Annotated in this window: 1 protein-coding gene; it reads left to right on the top strand. The window is 69.2% G+C overall.

Annotated elements, in window-relative coordinates; all coding sequences use genetic code 11:
• Window positions 1-276 precede the first annotated feature (276 nt).
• The coding region (locus B8460_RS18450) for a c-type cytochrome (RefSeq protein WP_084623897.1) at window positions 277-1,369 on the top strand (1,093 nt) is incomplete at its 3' end.

The raw sequence follows: 1,369 nt of genomic DNA, 5'->3' as shown, positions 1-1,369 counted from the left end.
GGCTTGCCCGGCAGGCGGCTGGAGGCCATGCGGGAGGGGATCACGACGATCGGATTCATCGGCTCGGCCAAGGGTTCGAGAAACGGACGGGGCATGGGTCAGCGGACGGCCACGGGCAGGGCGAAAAAACGAGGCGGTGACGACTTCCGGCCGGGCCCGTATTGCTGCGCACAAGCGGCTTGCCTATGGTCCGGGTCACCTTAGGTAGGCGCTGCGTGACGCGCAACGCCGCGCCCGTATGCCTGCGGCGCGGCGGGAACAGACAGAGAGCGACGTATGGACAGCTTGTATGTGAACAAGGCGGTGGCCGCGGTTCTGACGGCCGGTATCGCCTTCTTCGTCACCGGTCTGCTGGGCGACGAGCTGATCCGGGTGGAGGTGCCGAAGAAGCCGGCCATCGTCATCGCCTCCGCCGAGCCGGCCAAGGCCGAAGGCGGCGCGAAGAAGGAGGGGCCGGACCCGATCGAGCCGCTGCTCGCAAGCGCCGATCCGGAAGCCGGCAAGGCTTACACGAAGACCATCTGCGTCGCCTGCCACAACTTCCAGGAGGGTGGCGCGAACGGTGTCGGTCCCGATCTCTATGGCGTGCTGGGCCGCAAGATCGCGAGCAAGCCGGGCTTCGACTACTCGTCCGCGCTCAAGGCCAAGCAGGGTGTCTGGACCTACGACGAACTGAACGAATGGCTCTACAAGCCGGCGGCTTTTGCGCCGGGCACACGCATGTCTTTTGCCGGTCTCCCCAACGACAAGACGCGCGCCAACGTGATCGCCTATCTGCGCAGCCTGTCGCACAACCCCGAGCCGCTGCCGAAGCCGACCGACGTGCCGAAGCAGGCCGCGGCGGCCGCGCCGGCCGGCGGCGAGCCGGCGAAGCCGTCGTTCGATGCGATGCTCGTCAGCGCCGATCCGGCGGCGGGCAAGGCCTACACCAAGACGATCTGCGTCGCCTGCCATACCTTCGACAAGGGCGGCAAGGCGGGCGTCGGGCCGAACCTGTGGGGCGTCGTCGGCGCGCCGCACGGCCACATGGCCGGCTTCGACTACTCCTCGGCGCTCAAGAGCAAGCAGGGGCCGTGGACCTATGACGAGCTGAACCAGTGGCTGACCAGCCCCGCCAAGTATGCCCCCGGCACGCGCATGTCCTTCGCCGGCATCCCGAGCGAAAAGACCCGCGCCAACGTCGTCGCCTATCTGCGGACGCTGTCGGACAACCCCGAGCCGCTGCCGAAGGTCGAGGGCGCGACCCCGGCGAAGGCCGAGGCGCCGGTGGCCGCCGGCGGCGGAGCCGCCGCGAAGGGCGGCGATACCCCGCCTCCGATGACCGATAAGGGCGGTCCCGCGTCCGGCACGCCGGAGCCGGCCAGCAAGC

The sequence above is a fragment of the Acidisphaera rubrifaciens HS-AP3 genome (genome assembly GCF_000964365.1).
Classification (GTDB): domain Bacteria; phylum Pseudomonadota; class Alphaproteobacteria; order Acetobacterales; family Acetobacteraceae; genus Acidisphaera; species Acidisphaera rubrifaciens.
Note: the sequence above shows the minus strand (reverse complement) of the source record. Positions and strands in the feature narration are given on the sequence as shown.